This is a genomic window from Asticcacaulis endophyticus, from assembly GCF_014652575.1.
Lineage (GTDB): Bacteria > Pseudomonadota > Alphaproteobacteria > Caulobacterales > Caulobacteraceae > Asticcacaulis > Asticcacaulis endophyticus.
The window spans coordinates 1,222,128-1,239,316 of sequence record NZ_BMZB01000001.1 but is presented as its reverse complement, the minus strand read 5'-3'; the positions used below and the strand labels follow the sequence as shown (position 1 = coordinate 1,239,316).

Below are 17,189 nucleotides of genomic sequence, written 5' to 3'. Positions count from 1 at the left end.
GACAAAGGATGTTGCACAGGATTAATTATACCGTATACAATTTCAACATAGCTGTAATATTTCATGAGGCAAGTCTAAAGATGCCGTTAGTTCCCCCGACACCGGTGCGCCCACTGCTGATGAGCCTATACCTGACCACCAGTTTGTTTTCAGGCACGATGGCCACGGTTGCGGCTGCCGAAAGCGCGGCAGCCGCTGCATCTCCCGATGCAGCATTCACCGCCATCTATGAGGCGGAATGGACATGGCGGCAAAGCCTTGGCCCGCGCGAAGGCGACGAAACGCCGGACCGCCTGCCCGACGTCTCAAAGGCTGCGCAGAGCGCCAAACTGAAAAAGTGGCTTGAGGTTAAGGCCGCCCTTGACCGCATCGATCCGAAGACACTGTCTGGCGAACAACAGATCAACTATATCGTCTACCGCCATCAGATCGACACCCAACTGACAGATCAGAATTTTCGCAATTTTGAGATGAACTTCGGCTTCTGGAACGGCCTGAGCTGGGGCACCCCCAAAAACCTGCGCACCGAAGCTGAGTATCGGCGCTATATCGCCTGGCTGAACGACGTGCCGCGCTTCTTTGATCAGAGCACGGATAATCTCAGTGCGGGATTGAAACGCGGCTTTACGCCCTCGCGCATTTCCATTCAGGGGCGCGACTCGTCGGTAGCCATCCCTTATGATGGTAAGGCGGTAGAGGATACCAATTTCTATGCGCCGTTCAAAACCCTGCCCGCCTCGATCCCCGCGCAGACACAGGCTGAATTACGCCGTCTGGGACTACAGGCCATCACCGATAAGGTTATCCCCGCGCATAAAAAACTGCTGGTTTTCTTGCGCAGCGAATATATGCCCAAGGCGCGCACCACGATTGCGGCCTATGACCTGCCCGACGGTAAAAGCTATTATCAGGCCCTGATCCGTGAGTATGTCACGCTGGATATGACGCCTGACCAGATTCATCAGATCGGCCTCGACGAAGTGGCCAAGATCAGGGCCGAAATGCTTGAGGTCATGAAGCAGGTCAAGTTCTCCGGCACGCTACAGGAATTCAACGATTTCCTGCGCACCGACCCGCAGTTCTATGTCAATACACCGCAGCAATTCCTTGATCGCGGCGCGTGGATTTCAAAAGAATTTGACGGCAAATCCGCCACCTGGTTCGGTCGTCTGCCGCGTCAGCGCTTTGCCGTTATCCCGACGCCGGAAGCCATCGCGCCGTTCAATACCGGCGGCAATGGCGGGCCGGGGGTTCTGATCCTCAACACCTATAATCTTAAATCGCGTCCGCTCTATACCCTGCCCGCACTGGTGTTGCACGAAGGGGCACCGGGCCACGCCATGCAGATGCCGTTTGCGCTGGAAAACAAAACCCTGCCGGAGTTTCGTCAGAACGGTTATATTTCGGCTTACGGCGAAGGCTGGGCGCTGTATGCCGAACGGCTGGGGGTCGAGATGGGCATGTATCACACCCCTTATGAACATTTCGGCATGCTGACCTATCAGATGTGGCGCGCCTGCCGACTGGTGGTCGATACCGGCATGCATGCCAAGGGCTGGACCCGTGATCAGGCGCTGGCGTTCCTGCGCGATAACACGGCACTCAGTGAGCATGAAATCACCACCGAGACTGACCGCTACATCAACACGCCGGGTCAGGCGCTCAGCTACTATATGGGCGAACTGGCGATCTGGAAGGCCCGCCGCCGGGCCGAAGCCGCATTGGGCGACAGGTTCGACATCCGCAATTTCCACGACGCCATGCTCGATCTGGGTTCGGTACCTTTGCCGGTGATCGAGACGCGCACAGATCAGTTTATCGCGAGCGGCGGCCAAAGTCCGTACAGCGATGACAAATGAAAAGAGGGGCCGAAAAGCCCCTCTTCTTTTTATTTTAGGCTAACACCGCCTCAATAGTAAACGCCGCAACACCCGCTGGTGAGAACACCACGGTATCCTTTTGTCGGCCGACGATACGGGCGGATTTGCCGTTAATCAGCACCCGCCGCAGCGTCTTACCCTTGGGCACCCGCAACCGCAGATGAACCTCTTTTGGTCGCGACTGACCGGCAAACGCCACCTGACCGCGGATCGATGCCCCCTGCCCCTGTACGCTGAAATCAACCGCACCCCAGCGGGTCGGCGCGCCCGTTATGGCCACAGGTTCTCCCGATGCGATCCAGTCACGCGCGATCGCCCGTCCCAGATAAAGCGTGTCGGCATCGGAGGCTTCGAATACCAGCGCCCAGCGCACCAGCTTGGGGATCGTCAGTTGTGCCGGTACGCAATAGAGCGGCAGGCCACCGTCAATGTCCGACACCTCACCGGCCACCCAGGTGCCCGGCGTATGAGAATGATAGCGGTGCGAATGCAGGAACAGCAGATATTCCTCGATACGATCTGATCGCAACAATTGCTGGGCATAACCATAGGAGATAAAGCCCAACTGGTCGCGATTAGTTTCATTGGCCGGCGAGAAATTGGCCAGCACACCGATCGAGGTGCCGCCATGACCACGCACCGCATCGATGACTATGTCGGCCAGATCATCCGGCAGCACATCGGCGTGCAGCAACTCAGCATAGACGCGGTGGGCCCAGCCTTGCTCCGTACGTTGTTTCTTAGCGCGCGCTTCGGCCAGGGCCTCACGGTGGGTCTGCTTGAGGCCCGGCAAAACACCCAGATAGGCCGGTTTCAGGTCATGACGGACATTGGCGCGCACTGACTTGACCAACTGGGCCTGCAACTGATCGGCGCGGCGGTTCCAGCCTGCGGCCTGCCCCGCCTGATCCGGGCTGATCAGCGGCCAGACGCGCGCAAGGTCGCGCCAGCCCCGGATCGTGAACGAAGAATTGTTCCAGTACGGCTTCCACCACAGGCTGGGGTCCGGATGCAGACAGGCATCGGACTCGCTCCAGCCGTCGATCAGGCCAAAGCCCGCATCAGTCACCGGTTTCTTAAGGCTCAGATCATGCATTTCCGCCAACAGGACGGCGGTATTGCTGATCTTACCGGCATATTTTTTAAGGGTCGCCAGATCACCGGTGTAATGCAGATAGCGCGCCAGCAAGCTCAGGGTCAGACCAAACTGGGCCACTTCCGGCCCGCGCATATTGATCATGCCGTCATCATAGACAAACTGATCAAAATAGTTTTCCAGCACGGCCTTGGCCTGATCGAAGCGACCCCACTCCAGATTGGCGTAAAGCGATGAGGTCAGAATGTCCTGAAATCCATCATATTCCGGCCCGAAATAGTCGCGGTCAACCACGCCGTATTTGGGATAGACCCCGCGCGGACGGGTGATCAGTTCCTTGGCAAAGGCATGGCTGACCATGTCGGCCAAGGCTTTATCCGGCAGGGTCACCGCCGCCTGATCCTTGACCTCATTCTGCCAGTAACCGGCAAAGGCCAACAGAGCCGCATAAAAATCTTCAGCGCTCGGCACGGTGCGGCGCGGCGGGAATGGTGCGTAGGAATATCCGAAACTGGTCTTGACGGCCTTGCCGTTATCGTACTGTACGGTGCGGTGCCAGGTTTGCACCAACAGTTCATCGGGGGCCGTCACATCGGCAAACACCAGCAGGTCGTAATAGCGGGTGTCGGACACCTGAATGATCTTATGGATCGCGGGCAGCCAACCGCCGAGCAGCCCTTCCCAGCGGGTTTTAACCCCGTCATCGCCCTCCAGTTCCGGAAAATCATGTTCCGGCCGGTAGCCGCGCGTGCGCCCGTTGGGGAAGATCGGCATGGTGTCGCCCTGCTGACGGGTACCGACAAAATTGGTCCACGGCATCCGCCACCACAGGGATTCGCGCGTGTAGTTCCACCCCAGCGGCGGGGCGGCACGACGCACCTGCTCCGGATCAGGATCACCGTTTTCCAGCAGCTTATCCGCCAGCAAATCAGCGTCCGCCAGACAGATATCCTTGAGCGCCAGCCCCAGATAGGACGGCTTTATATCGTCGAAACAGGCCGCCAGACGTTTATCGAGGGCGAATGCGCCCTTCGTTGAGACAAAGCTGATCGGGCCGTCGCGGCGGCTCTGATCCTCATAGACCGTCCATTGCGTTCCGTCCGACGTAAAGGTCGACAGGCGCGATTGCCCCTGCGTCGATACCTGATCGACTGGCAACAGTTTAGGGGCTGCGATGGCGACAGGTGCTGCGGCGGCAACGCCTACCCCTGCCAGCGTTGATCCTTTGAGAAAGCTGCGGCGATTAAAGCTGCTTGGCATACCGGCCTCCGATATTTGATGCTGATGCAAATAAAAAAGCGCCGGACGTGCCTCAATCGTTTTGGCATGCCGACGCTTTGATTTCAGGCCCATCAAAGATGGACTGAAACGTAAAACGGGCAGGTAGCCGAAGCTACCCGCCCGTTCGGGGGGATTAGATTAGAACTTGGACGAAATCCCGATGAACAACATACGGCCCAATGGGTCGTAGGTGCTTGGGAAGGTGTTGCCGTTGCCGTTTTCAGCCAGCAGACCACCCATGATCGAAGGCGGGTCCTTGTCGAACAGGTTGTTGATACCGGCGCGGGCCACCAGACCGTAAGGCAGGTCCTTGGTCACAGCGATATCAATGTAGTTGTACGGCTTAATCTCGGCATTGAGGGTCGACTTGGTACCGGTCAGGTACTGATCTGTGCTGTTGGTGGACAGCTTGGTCTCACCAAAGTGACGCCAGTTGATCGACACGGTGGTCGGGGCCCAGATCTTGTCGCCCGGCACGGTCCAGGTGGCGCGCAGATTGTGACGCCATTCCGGAGACGGCTGACCGCAGGTGGCACCGTAGTAACCCTTACAGTCATAGGAACCCAGACCCGGCAGCACTTCGGTTTCGAGGGAGTCAAGCAGCGTGCCCACGAACGAGAAGTTTACGTTGCCGAAGCCCGCCGTCCAAAGGTAGCTACCCGAAAAGTCGATGCCTTTGGTTTCCAGATAACCGGTGTTGACGTTGGTCGAGATCACATAGCCGCCGCTGGTATCGCTGCCATACAGTGCGCCGTTGTTCGGGTTACGACGGATCAAACCACAGTAGAAGGCATCGCCCGTGTTCAGACACTGCGAAACCGCTGTTTGGGCCTGAACCGAACCGATATAGCCATCGATATGGATTTCATAATAGTCCACGCTCAGTGCCAGTCCCGGAACGAAGCCTGGGGTAAAGACGAAACCATAGGTCGTGGTTTCGGCTTCTTCAGGGCTCAGGTCAGGGTTACCGCCGCCCAGTGCCGTACCGACATCAGCCTGTGTATCGATGATGCCGAGGGCCAGTTGTGCCGGGGTAGCTCCCGTACGGGCACACAGGGTCGCGGCATTGGCGCCAAGGGCCCCAATCTGGCTAACAGAACATGGATCGATCAGAGCGACGTTGCCGACCGCCTGAGAGGCGAACAGTTCGGTGATATTCGCAGCGCGCATGGCCTTATTGTAGCTGGCGCGGAACAGGATATCGCTGGTCGGGGCGTAGCGGACTTCGAACTTAGAGGTCTCAGTCTTCTTTTCGCTGCCTTCCGAGGTCGACGACGAAACATTATAGGTCGAGCTGCGATAGCCGACAGAGGCGTTCAAAGAGCGGATAAAAGGCTTATCCGACACGATCGGAACTTCGATTTCGGTGAACCATTCATCGGCAGACACCTTACCATCCGCGTTAGACGCGTAGGAAAGCTGGCTTTCGTCACGGCGTTCATCAAGCGATTCCTTACGGTGCTCAGCACCCAGAACGATCGCCAGACCATCTGCTGCCCAAGGCGAGGTGATGCCATACTGGCCCAGATCACCGCTGACATAGGCGTTGAAGACATCGATGGTCTGCTCATTGCGCGTAAAGGTCGGCGCATAAACGAAGGTATAGGCTTCGGTCGATGGGCCATTGGCGCTGAAAATATCGAAAGGTTTACAGTTATTCGACTCATCAAAACAGACGGTTTGACCATTGCGCGTCACCGCGTTCAGAGCCTGCTCAGCCTTGTCCTGATTGATGTCGTTCTGATAGTTGAACTGACCAATCGTGGTTGCATGCATGTAGTTGGCGTCGTATCTCCAGCCTTCGACGATATCGCCACGCAGGCCTGCCGTGAAGCGGTAGTTGGTGTGACGCATATCATTGCGGCGCGGTTCGCCCGTAGCGGCCCGGTAGGACGCCCAGGTGGTCATATCCACACCGGCATTTCCGTAATTGGAACCACACAGCAGGTTACCCTGTTGAGCGCTCATGAACGGGTTGGCGCAGTTAATGGTGAAGTCACGGCCCGACCAGATAGCCGAAGGGGCCACTTGGCTTATCGAGTGATCATCCATGAACATGAAGCTGCCATAGACTTCGGCATGATCATTGAACATATAGTTGGCGAATGCACCGGCCTGATAACGCTCGGAGTTACGCAGGATGTAGTTGTCCGGCGCATAGTTATAGGCAAACGACGAGTCGTTGCTGACCCATGTCTTTGAGCCGTCTTTGGCGTTGGCAAGCGGCACGCCATTGCTTGGACCGCTTTGCGGTAAGAACCAGCCGTAAGCGTGTGTGCCAGACCCGCCGCAGCGGAACGAGCCGCCAGCCGGGTCGTTGAATTCGAGGGCGCAGTTAGAATAGTCGCGGGAATCCTGCCGGACAGCTTCCATCTTACGGTAGCCGAAGTAGCCGGTGATATTACCCTTGCCGTCGTCTACGTTGCCACCGGCCGCAATGTTGAAGTCGTACTTTTCACCATCCCAAACGTGATTGTCAGCCAGTTCAATGCCTTTATTGCCCTGAATGGTTCGCAGGCCGCCATTGTCGTTATGGTGGTTATAGATGCTGTATTGCGCATCGACGCGCACGCCGTTCAGCTTCTTGCGCATGATGAAGTTGACAACACCCGACATGGCGTCAGAGCCGTAAACCGATGACGCACCACCGGTCAGAACGTCCGTGCGCTCCACCAGAGTTGACGGCACAAAGTTCAGGTCGACACCCAGGGTTGGCAAGAAACGCTGACCGTCGATCAGCACCAGCGCACGGTTGCCACCCAGGCTGCGCAGGTTAACGCCCGCAGTGCCGTCGGAGTTATTCGACTGGTTTTCGTTATTGCCGGCTTCGATCTGCGGCAGCTTAGCGAGGAAGCTGTCAACGCCGGTGGCGCCCTGAAGCTTGACTTCGGCAGCATCGACCGTGGTGATCGGTGAGGCGCTCTTGAGATTCGGGCGGCGGATACGCGTACCCGTGACAACCACTTCCTGGACTGCCTCTTCGGCGGCCGGTTCCGCAGGGGCATCCTGCGCAAACACAGGAGCCGCCGAAAGGCCGGTGAGCAGGGCCGAAAAGGCCGCTCCGGCTAACATTAAGGCACGTTTCTTACTGATTTGCATAAAAATCCCCTTATGCTGATAGGCGATACGCTACCCGTCGCCCAAAGCGAGGGTGCAATATTTCTGACACAATCGTGACAGAACCACCGTATAGAGGTCGCGTCAATTATAAATTATACGATCATGCCTAATAACGTATACAATTATTCGTGTTGTGCCAAACTGATGCATTTTTGCCAACATAGGTGTTAAGGTAATCGACCGCCCCGCGCTTAACGGACAGGATTTCATGCCGGATCTAAAAGACTATCGTGACGTTACACCGGACCGGTTCAGCCAGATTCGGCGTGAGGCGACCCCGGCAGTACTTAAGGCGCAGGTCGCGCATTGGCCCGCCGTGCATATGGCGCAACACTCAGATGAGGCCGTCATTGACTATATAAACGGCCACGACACCGGCGAACCCGCCGGGGTCTATGTGGCACCACCGCAGGCGCACGGACGGCTATTTTATGGCATGGACACTCAGTCCTATAATTTCAGCCATGGCCCAGCGCCGATCCCGCAAATCCTGGCTGAAATTCTGAAGGCACGCGATAATCCTCACCCGCAGGGCATCAGCCTTCAGTCCGCGATCATTTCAAAGCACATGCCGGGCTTTGGCGTGGAAAACCGCCTCGACATCCTGCCAGACGTGGAGCCGCGCATCTGGATCGGTAACGGCGTGGTGACGCGGGCCCATAACGATCTGAATTATAATGTCGCCTGCGTGGTGGCGGGCCAGCGCCGCTTTCACCTGTTCCCGCCGGAGCAGGTGGTTAATCTCTATCCCGGCCCTTTCGACCGCACCATTGGCGGGGTTCCAGTCAGCATGGTCGATATCGAAAATCCCGACCTGGAGCGCCATCCGCGCTTTGCCGAGGCAAAGGCGCAGATGATCACGGTTGAGCTGGAACCGGGGGATGCGCTCTATATACCTTACGGCTGGTGGCATCAGGTTCATTCGCTGAGCCCGGTCAATGTCATGGTCAATTACTGGTGGAACGAGGCCACTCAGCCCGCCGCTCCTTATGAGGCGCTATATCATGCCATGCTGGCCATACGCGACCTGCCGGAGGATCAGCGCTCTCTGTGGAAGACTATGTTCGACTACTACATCTTCGGCAGTCATGGTGACCCGACCGCTCATCTGCGCCCCCATGACAAGGGCGTATTAGGCGATCTGACGCCCGGACTGATCCGCCGGTTAAAGTCGGCCATAGTCCGGGCATTATCTTAGTCGTTTCGGGCCGACCACAGAAGACCGAACAGGCGCATCAACACACCTGCGGTCAGAATACCGGCACCGATTTCGGCCTGCGCCTGATAGCGCCCAAAGTGACCGGACATATCATAGGTGTCGGACGGCAATTGCCCCGCGCTCATGAATACCGCCAGCAAAATGCCTACCGGCGCGATCATCAGGGCCGAGCCCAGAATCATAGTGGTGCGAGCCGAAAATTTAAAGCGAGCCATGTGTTTGCTCTTTGAAACCTGAATATCCCCACGCGGTGCCACGCGCACGGTAAGCCGGACGTTTCTGCAATAGGTTCAGGACTTCGGGCGGCAGCCATTGGCAAACTGCCGCCCGCCCCCGATCTGCCCCGCCATCCTCAAGGATCTGGATTATGCGGGCCACCCCATAGGCAGAAACATGAATGGACGCTTTAACACGGGGATACGATGTGTTATGAACGCCGTTCACGAATTGATATGTAGAATGTATTTGAACATTGTTCAATGGATATTTTGAACACAGTTCATTTTTATCAGGATGTGCTCATGCCGCCCGCTGCCCATACCGCCCCAACCCCGTCCACAGCGACCACCGCCCGCCGTCAGGCTCAGCTAGACGCTCTGATCGATTCCGCCGAAAAGCGTATTGCCGCCGAGGGCATAGACAGTCTCAAGGCCCGCGATCTGGCCGCCGATGTCGGCATTGCTCTGGGCGGGCTATATAATCTGGTCGAAGATATGGAGATGCTGTACTTGCGGGTAGCCCAGCGTACCATGATCCGCCTTGATCAGGCCCTGACGGAGGCCGCCGGATCAACCATGGTCACCTCAGAAGACGCTGTGGCGCGCCTTGAGGCCGTCGCCCATGCCTATTACCGGTTTGCGCGCAGCAATCTGCTGCTGTGGCGCGCCTTATTCGAGATGCGATTGAAAAGTCGCCCCCTGCCCGAATGGAACATAAGCGCGCAACTGGGCCTGTTTGGTCATATCGCCGCCCCACTTAAGCGTCTGATGCCGGATGCCGACGATATGGCCGTGACGGTTACCGCCCGCACCTTGTTTTCAGCGGTCCACGGCATCGTGGTCATTGCGTTGGAGGAACGTATCATCGCCATCCCCAGCCACGCCGTCGAAGACCAGATAAGCTGGCTGATGCGCGCCACCTGTAAAAGCCTGTGATTATGACGACGCCTAATTTTACGCCCGAATTCAATCCGGCGGCGCGCCTTGAGGCCCGTCACATCGGCCGCGAGCGACAGCCCCTGCTGATTATCGATAATGTGCTGAAAAACCCGCAGGGCGTGCTGGCACTGGCCACCCAAACCCCGTTCATCCGGCCCGACAACTCTGCCTATCCGGGGCTGAACGCGCCCATGCCGGTGGCTTACGGTCAGGCTCTGGCCATGGCCTTGCAACCCATCCTGCATCAGGGATTTGGGCTACCCAAATCAGCACCGCTGCAATTCCACAGCTTTTTGGCGCTGGCGACTCTGGCCGCCTCGGAACTCAAACCCTATCAGCGCATCCCGCATTTCGATTCGACTGATCCATTCCGGCTGGCCGTTGTGCATTATTTTTGCGATGGCCCTCATGGCGGCACCGGCTTTTTCCGGCAGCGCGCCACCGGCTTTGAAACGGTGAGCCCAAGTCAGATGAGCCAATTCGATCAACACGCCGCAGACGACCTGAGACGTGGCCTCCCCGACCATTACACCAGCGCCCAAACCCCGTCCTATGAGATGATCGCCGCCGTCGACGCCGCCTTTGATCGCCTGATTGTCTATCGCAATAATTGCCTGCATTCGGCCCTGCTCGGCGGCAGCCCCCTGACCGATGACCCACGCACCGGACGCCTTACGGTCAATACTTTTATCTCACCGGCCTGACGCATTATTGCAAAATCAAGCAAGCGCAATTACATTTTGACACATTTGTCAAAATGCTCACGGCAGGCTTATTTTTGATATTCAATTGATGCTGAAAACGGGCTTTTGGGTACAAAAAGTAAGGGCCTGTCTGAGGGGGATAATCTCTGACAGGCCCTTCTTTGTTATGCAGGCGTTTCCTCCCCGAAACGCCGGGAACCGACTTTCCTCTTCGGGGAAAGTTCCGTTCTCTTGAGACCGACAAAACAGTTTTTCGGCGGCGGTGTCAATAGATTTTATAACATTATGTCAAAAATAAAGTGGCCTTTTTGGGCTTGCGACATAAATACAACGCGTAACATTGTTACGCAGCGAATACTGCGCAGCATTTGACAACGCTGTCAAAGAATTTACAAAGATTTAACAATAGTTTTCAAATGGTTAATGGCCTCCTGACGCGGCAGCGTAACCTGCCCCGGACGGCCTTCACGCCAGGCTTTGTTATCTGAAATTTCCGCAGCCATTTCGCGCCCAAGATCAAGATCTTTGATGGTAACCGTACCATTGGCCAGCTCGTCGCCGCCAATCATGGCCACGGCCGGGGATAAACGACGGTCCGCATATTTCATCTGAGCTTTCATGCCTGACCTACCCAGATAAACCTCCGCCGGAATACCCGCGGCGCGGATTTCTGACGCCAGTTTGAAATATTCGCCCATATCCGAATCAGAAAAGGCAATGATGACCACTGGCCCGCGCACCGGCGACGCCTTGCCAGCTTCGGTTAGGGCCAAAGCCGCCGCCAGACGCGACACACCGAACGAGAATCCGGTCGCAGGAACCTTCTCGCCGGTAAAGCGGGCCACCAGATCGTCGTAGCGACCACCGCCACCTACGGAGCCGAATTTAACCAGTTCACCCTTTTCGTCGCGGGTTTCCAGCAGCAGTTCGGCTTCGAATACCGCACCGGTGTAGTATTCCAGACCACGCACAATCGAAGGATCGAAGATCGCATCGGCCTCTCCAACGCCCAACCCATTCAGAGTTGCGCCAATGCGGCTGAGATCATCCAGCCCCGCCATGCCTTCGGGCGAATTGGCCAGAACCGCCGCGAGACGATCCAGAACCACGGAACGCTCCGCATTACCCGCCGCCACAAAGGCCAGAACGGCAGCTATCGCCGCATCATTCAGATTGGCGCCCTTGGTGAAATCACCCGACTCATCCTTGCGCCCACCGCCCAGCAACAGTTCAACGCCCGTGAGACCCAGACGGTCCAGCTTATCGATAGCGCGCAACACACCCATCTGTTGCCCCGCATCAACCACACCAAGGCTGTTCAGCAAGCCGTTCAACAGCTTACGGTTATTGATTTTGAGCACCGTCGATCCGGCGGGCAGACCTGCGGCCTTGAAACCGGCCACGGCCAGGGCGATGATTTCAGCATCGGCTTCGGGGCGGTCAGTGCCGACGGTATCAGCATCGCATTGCATAAACTCACGCAGACGCCCCGGCCCCGGCTTTTCATTGCGCCACACCGGCCCGAAGGCATAGCGGCGGAAGGGCTTGGGCAAGCCATCCCAGTTCTGCGCCGCAAAGCGCGCCAGCGGGGCGGTGTGGTCATAGCGCAGCGCCATCCATTGCCCATTCTTGCCCTCAGAATCCGCATCATCCTCAACCGCGAACACGCCGACATTGGGGCGGTCGGCATCGGGCAGGAATTTCCCTAATGCATCGGCATATTCAAAGGCCGAGGTTTGCAGGGCCTCAAAGCCAAAATCCTCGTAGACTTTCGATACCGCCGTGATCAGGCGGCGCTCGGCCGCGATCTGTGATGCGCGCTTATCAGCAAAGCCACGCGGGGCGCGCGCTTCGGGGCGAAAGTCTTTGGGATCGGTTTCTGTGGATTTTGGGGCTTTATCGGTCATGCCGTGGCGATAGAACATCCGGCCTTAAGTGACAAGTTTTTTCAAAGCTCTCATCTGAAGGCTCGCCACAATAACTATCGTCAAACGTGCGGTTTGTAAAATCAGCCGACATAAGCTGAGCGTATTCGCATGTTAAGTCCCTTACATAAACCTGCTGTGGCGGGCGGAACTTATAATGGCAACCTTACAAAGCGCGGCCTATCCATAGTTCCTAAAAAACTGAAGTGTGTGCGCCCGTTGCCTTGCGGGGGCCGTCTGATGAGGCAATAGACTTATGGCGTCGAAATTTTTCCGCAAAGACAACAAAGCCCTGATGATCGGGCTGGGGGTTTTGGTTCTGGTTCTGACCGGATGGGGCCTCAAGGCCGCCTTCTTTTCCAAGCCCAAGGCCCCGCCGGTGATATCGGCCCCGGCTCAGATGGGCGATATTGAAAAGACGGTTCTGGCGACCGGATCGCTGGAGCCCTACACTCTGGTCAGCGTTGGGGCGCAGACCTCCGGGCGGGTGACCGCACTCAAGGTCGATCTGGGCGATCAGGTTAAAAAAGGCGCTCTGATTGCCGAGATTGACTCCGCCACGCAGAATAACGCCCTGCAAACCGCGCTGGCTAACATCAACAATGTCCGTGCCCAGCGCGCCGAAGGTGAAGCCCGGTTGGCGGCGGCCAAACTCAACTATGACCGTCAGGCCACACTCTATAAGGCCGATGCCGGATCGAAAGCCGACTTCGAGAGTGCCGAAACCGAATACAAAAGCGCTCAGGCCAGTTTGAAAGCCATCGACGCCCAGATCGCGTCGGCTCAGGTCTCGCGCAACACCGCCGAAGTTAATCTCGGCTATACCCGCATCACCGCCCCGATTGACGGCACAGTTCTGGCCATCGTCACCAAGGAAGGCCAGACCATCAACGCCAACCAGACGACCCCGACCATCGTCAAGATGGGTCAGCTTGACCGCATGACCATCAAGGCGGAAATTTCCGAGGCCGATGTCATCAATGTCCGCGAAGGTATGGAGGTCTATTTCACCACCCTGGGCGATTCGCGCAGGCGTTATAAGGCTACCCTGCGCTCCATCGCGCCTGCGCCGGATTCGATCAAGGAAAGCGACAGCGTCGATACCTCGACCGCCTCCAACGCCATCTATTATTACGGTATTTTTGATGTCGATAATGCCGACGGGGCCCTGCGCACCTTCATGACCGCCAATGTCACCATCGTGCTGGGCAGCGCCCGCAACGTCCTGACCATCCCGTCAACGGCGCTTGGCAAACCTGACCGTGACGGCAATTACACCGTTCAGGTGCTTGGGGCCGATGAGAAAATCACGCCGCGTAAGATCACCATCGGCCTCAATGACGGGAATAATGTCGAGGTCAAGTCGGGCCTGAAAGCCGGGGAACGGGTCGTCACCGCGCAAGCTGCCTCCGGCCCCAGCGATACCTCACAACGCATGCGACGCGGCCCGCAGGGCGGATTGTAAGGGCCGCTGATCATGAAACCGCCCGTCTTAAAAGTTGAAAAACTCCGGCGCGAATTTCCGGCCGGGGAAGGGACGATCACCGTCCTGAAAGACATCGACCTGACCATTGAGGCCGGGGAGATGGTCGCCATTGTCGGTCAGTCCGGTTCGGGGAAATCAACCCTGATGAACATACTGGGCTGTCTCGACCGCCCGACCGCGGGCGTTTACCGGGTTGGCGATCGCGAAACCGCCGCCCTTGAGCCTGATGAGTTGGCCGAACTGCGCCGTGAGCATTTTGGCTTTATTTTTCAGCGCTATCACCTGCTGGGGGATTTGAGCGCGCTCGGCAATGTCGAGGTGCCGTCGATCTATGCCGGCGTGCCGGTCGAGGCCCGCAAAGACCGCGCCCGCGCCCTGCTGGAACGCTTAGGCTTAGGCGACCGCACTCAGCACCGGCCCGGACAGTTATCGGGGGGCCAGCAGCAACGTGTGTCGATTGCCCGCGCCCTGATGAACGGCGGTGAGATCGTGCTGGCCGATGAGCCGACCGGCGCACTCGATACCAAGTCGGGCGAAGAGGTCATGCGCATCCTCAAAGGGCTGCACGCCGATGGCCACACCGTCATCATCGTCACTCACGACCGCGACGTGGCCGAACACTGCCAAAGGGTCATTGAAATCCGCGACGGTGAGATCATCGACGACCGTCCCGGTGCAGGCAAAGGCGAAACCGATCATGAGCCCCTACCCGCCCTGACCGCGCAAGGGCGTGACGGCATCGGTGCCCTGATCGATAGTTTCCGTGAAGCCTTTCAGATGGCGCTGCTGGCTATGAATGCCCACCGCATGCGCACCTTTCTGACCATGCTCGGTATCATCATCGGTATTGCCTCAGTGGTGTGTGTGGTCGCACTTGGCACCGGATCGCGGCAAAAGGTGCTTGAACAAATCTCCTCCATTGGCACCAATACGCTGGAGATCATGCCAGGGTCTGGCTTTGGTGACCGAAGATCGGGGGCTATCCGTACACTGGTGGTCGCCGATGCCGATGCGCTGGCAAGGCAACCCTATGTCGATAGCGTGACGCCAACCGTGCGATCTTCCGTCACCGTGCGCTACGGGGCTGTTGCCAATACGGGGCAGGTCAACGGCGTGGGTGCGCAATATTTCCGCGTCAAGGGCGTGAAACTCTCCAGTGGCCGCCTGTTTGGGGATGAGGAAATCGCCACCACCGCTCAGGACGTGGTCATCGATCAGAACACCGTCACTACGCTTAAATTCGCAGGCGATCCGATTGGTGAGGTCATTCTTCTGGGCTCCACGCCCGCCCGCATCATCGGCGTGGTCGAGGCCTCAAGCTCAGGCTTTGGCGGCGGCGGGGATTCGATGAATATCTACATGCCCTATACCGCCGTTAATGCGCGGATGCTGGGCACCACTACCTTGCGCAGCATTACTGTGCGGGTGAACGACGACACTGAATCCAGCATTGCCGAAGCCGGGGTAACGAACCTGCTCACCCAGCGCCATGGCACCAAGGATTTCTTCATCATCAATACCGATGAGATCCGCAAAACCATCACCGCCACTACCCAGACCCTGACGGTGCTGATTTCGGCGATTGCGGTGATTTCTCTGATCGTGGGCGGCATCGGGGTGATGAACATCATGCTGGTCTCCGTGACTGAGCGCACGTCGGAAATTGGCGTGCGCATGGCCGTGGGTGCGCGGCAGCGCGATATATTGCAGCAATTTCTGATCGAGGCGGTTCTGGTCTGCCTGATCGGCGGAGTGCTGGGGATTGTGGTTGCCTTGCTGTTTGGGGTGATTTTTGCGCAGTTCTCAACCGACTTCCGGCTGGTCTATTCGATGTCATCCATTATCGCAGCCTTTGGCTGCTCCACCCTGATCGGGGTCATCTTCGGCTTCCTGCCAGCGCGCAATGCCGCGCGGCTTGATCCGGTCGCGGCCTTAGCGAGGGATTAGACTATGAAAAAACACCTTATTGCCATTCTGCTGACGTCGGTAAGTTTAAGCGCCTGCCTGCACACGCCCTATGAGACTCCGTCGGTCAATACCCCGTCCGCGTTTCAGCACGCGGCCGCATCAGGCACCTATGCGGCCTCTGAGCGCTGGTGGGAAAGGTTTGGCGACCCTAAGCTTAATGCCGTGATTGATAAGGTACTGGTCAGCAATAACGATCTGACCGCCGCCGCCATTCGCCTGCGTCAGGCCAGACTGCGCACGGACGTGTATCGCCTTGACCAGTTTCCGCAGGCGTCTGGCAGCGTCGATGCCTCCCAACAGCTTAACGACACATCGTCCGGCGATAACGGCGAATCCTACAGCGCCCGTGTCGGGGCAAGCTATGAAGCCGACCTGTGGGGCCGTCTGGCCTCCCAGACCGATGCCGCCCGTTGGGAGGCCGAAGCCACCGCCGAAGACCTTGAGGCCACCCGCCTCAGCCTGATCGGGACGGCGGCGACCTTTTACTGGCAGATCGCCTATACCCATGACCGTATCCGCAATGCTCAGGCCAGTCTGGACTACGCCCAGCGCGTTCGGGCCATGATCAATGTCCAGCATGACGCCGGGTCAGTGTCCGGTATTGAGGTCAGTGAGGCTGAACAGACCGTCAATGCCCAGATCGCGGCCTTGAGCGAGCTTCAGCAGCAACAGGTCGAATATAGGGCCGCCTTGGCGCTGTTGATGAACGGTGATGCCGTGCCACAGGAGCAGGAAGCCACGACCCTGCCCACCGCTGACCTGCCCGCCATTGCCCCCGGATTGCCCGCCGAATTATTGGGCAGACGGCCTGACCTCAAGGCCGCGGAATATCGCTTAAGGTCGATATTATCGGGCGTGGATGCCACCCGCGCGTCTTACTATCCGGCGCTGTCCCTGACCGGCTCTGCGGGCGGGTCATCGACGGCGTTATCGGACGTTCTGAAAAATCCGATTGGCACTTTGGGCGCTGGGCTAACCCTGCCGTTCCTGAATTTCGCCCAGAACCGCCTCAACATCAAAGTCGCTAAAGCCGAATATGAAATCGCCGTGATCGACTTCCGCCAGACGATGCTTGAGGCCTTCACGGATGTCGATAATACTTTATCGGCCCAGTCCCAACTGGCCATTCAGGCCGCGCGGCTGGGGCAAAGCCTGGCCGCCGCGCAAAAGACTGAGGCGCTTTATGCTTTGCGTTATCGTACCGGCGCAGTCAGCCTGCGGATCTGGCTGGATGCACAGGAAAGCTTGCGGTCAGCGCAACAGGCCGTCGATGCCAACCGGCTGAACCGACTGATCACGCAGGCGACACTTTATCAGGCTTTAGGCGGCGGCGCATAGACGTTAACCCATTAT

General features: G+C 57.8%; 11 protein-coding genes. 7 read left to right on the top strand and 4 right to left on the bottom strand.

The window, feature by feature from the left end; all coding sequences use genetic code 11:
• The first annotated feature begins 80 nt into the window (after window positions 1–80).
• A complete protein-coding gene (locus tag IE102_RS05615) occupies window positions 81–1,859 on the top strand; it encodes a DUF885 domain-containing protein (RefSeq protein ID WP_229807574.1) in 1,779 nt (592 codons plus the stop codon).
• Between the two features lie 34 nt (window positions 1,860–1,893).
• Here IE102_RS05615 and IE102_RS05610 read toward each other — a convergent pair whose 3' ends face one another.
• Window positions 1,894–4,236, bottom strand: coding sequence for a twin-arginine translocation signal domain-containing protein (locus tag IE102_RS05610; protein ID WP_189485435.1), 2,343 nt, complete (start codon window positions 4,234–4,236; stop codon window positions 1,894–1,896).
• 159 nt (window positions 4,237–4,395) lie between these two features.
• Window positions 4,396–7,356, bottom strand: a complete 2,961-nt coding sequence (locus IE102_RS05605) for a TonB-dependent receptor domain-containing protein (protein ID WP_189485434.1) — start codon at window positions 7,354–7,356, stop codon at window positions 4,396–4,398.
• Between the two features lie 229 nt (window positions 7,357–7,585).
• On the opposite strand from IE102_RS05605, the gene IE102_RS05600 reads away from it, so the two are divergent.
• A complete protein-coding gene (locus tag IE102_RS05600) occupies window positions 7,586–8,575 on the top strand; it encodes a cupin-like domain-containing protein (protein ID WP_189485433.1) in 990 nt (329 codons plus the stop codon).
• Here the strand turns inward: IE102_RS05600 and IE102_RS05595 are convergent.
• Entirely contained in the window at window positions 8,572–8,811 is a 240-nt protein-coding gene (locus tag IE102_RS05595; protein WP_189485432.1) for a hypothetical protein, read from the bottom strand. The two genes, IE102_RS05600 and IE102_RS05595, sit on opposite strands and share 4 nt — an antisense overlap.
• 306 nt (window positions 8,812–9,117) lie before the next feature.
• Here IE102_RS05595 and IE102_RS05590 point away from each other — a divergent pair, with 306 nt between their 5' ends.
• Window positions 9,118–9,750 (top strand): TetR/AcrR family transcriptional regulator, encoded by a 633-nt coding sequence (locus tag IE102_RS05590; RefSeq protein ID WP_189485431.1) that lies wholly within the window; start codon window positions 9,118–9,120, stop codon window positions 9,748–9,750.
• Between the two features lie 2 nt (window positions 9,751–9,752).
• Window positions 9,753–10,457 (top strand): DUF6445 family protein, encoded by a 705-nt coding sequence (locus IE102_RS05585; RefSeq protein ID WP_189485430.1) that lies wholly within the window; start codon window positions 9,753–9,755, stop codon window positions 10,455–10,457.
• Between the two features lie 389 nt (window positions 10,458–10,846).
• Here IE102_RS05585 and hisS read toward each other — a convergent pair whose 3' ends face one another.
• A complete protein-coding gene (gene hisS, locus IE102_RS05580) occupies window positions 10,847–12,364 on the bottom strand; it encodes a histidine--tRNA ligase (protein WP_189485429.1) in 1,518 nt (505 codons plus the stop codon).
• A gap of 274 nt (window positions 12,365–12,638) precedes the next feature.
• On the opposite strand from hisS, the gene IE102_RS05575 reads away from it, so the two are divergent.
• The 3 genes from IE102_RS05575 to IE102_RS05565 are packed head-to-tail and all read left to right on the top strand — an operon-like array spanning window position 12,639 to window position 17,174.
• Window positions 12,639–13,847, top strand: a complete 1,209-nt coding sequence (locus IE102_RS05575) for an efflux RND transporter periplasmic adaptor subunit (RefSeq protein WP_189485428.1) — start codon at window positions 12,639–12,641, stop codon at window positions 13,845–13,847.
• A gap of 12 nt (window positions 13,848–13,859) precedes the next feature.
• Window positions 13,860–15,815 (top strand): MacB family efflux pump subunit, encoded by a 1,956-nt coding sequence (locus IE102_RS05570; protein WP_229807573.1) that lies wholly within the window; start codon window positions 13,860–13,862, stop codon window positions 15,813–15,815.
• Window positions 15,816–15,818: 3 nt separating this feature from the next.
• The gene (locus IE102_RS05565; RefSeq protein ID WP_189485427.1) at window positions 15,819–17,174 is read left to right on the top strand and encodes an efflux transporter outer membrane subunit; all 1,356 of its coding nucleotides are present in this window, start codon (window positions 15,819–15,821) and stop codon (window positions 17,172–17,174) included.
• Window positions 17,175–17,189 lie beyond the last annotated feature (15 nt).